Source organism: Antiquaquibacter metalliresistens, assembly GCF_029211225.1.
In the GTDB taxonomy this organism is placed as follows: domain Bacteria; phylum Actinomycetota; class Actinomycetes; order Actinomycetales; family Microbacteriaceae; genus Rhodoglobus; species Rhodoglobus metalliresistens.
This window is the reverse complement of sequence record NZ_JARGEM010000031.1, coordinates 1-517: the sequence shown is the minus strand read 5'-3', so window position 1 is coordinate 517 and position 517 is coordinate 1. Positions and strand designations below refer to the sequence as shown.

The following is a 517-nucleotide window of genomic DNA, read 5'->3' as shown; positions in this document are numbered from 1 at the left end:
AGAGAAAGAATAATGGTTATACCGATACAAATGATACAGGGACGTGAATGGACTACGAGAGTGCATAATAAAAAATTAAAATGAAAAACTTAATCTACTTAATAAATTTATACATTTTCCCGAACATCCTGGTTGCCTTTTTTAATGCGATAGTTGACTTTATCAGTTTCACCCATTTTTGCATACAGGACTTTACAGGCTTAAACTCCAGAGCTGATATATTACTACACAACATATCGTATAGTTTTTATATTCTTGCTAACCGTTTCATTTTAAGGGCTACTAATAGATCAATAGCTTTTAAACAAACACACATTTTCTCTCAACAAAACTTAAAATCGAACAAGGTTTTTTGTAATACTGCTAGTTTATTTTGCGATATTAGTGGTAGATTACATCCTACAGTTAGATATTTCTCTTCATCTAAACAGATAATAAATGAAAATAAATTATCAACTAATATAGAATCTAAATTAAATAGCAAGCTATCTAGTTTTTTAACCAATGTTTCTTCAAT

Annotated in this window: 1 protein-coding gene; it reads right to left on the bottom strand. The window is 28.8% G+C overall.

Translation table 11 applies throughout. The features are described from left to right. Window positions 1-322: 322 nt before the first annotated feature. A partial coding sequence (locus PYV02_RS15335; protein ID WP_275759948.1) for a hypothetical protein occupies window positions 323-517 on the bottom strand: 195 nt, incomplete at its 5' end.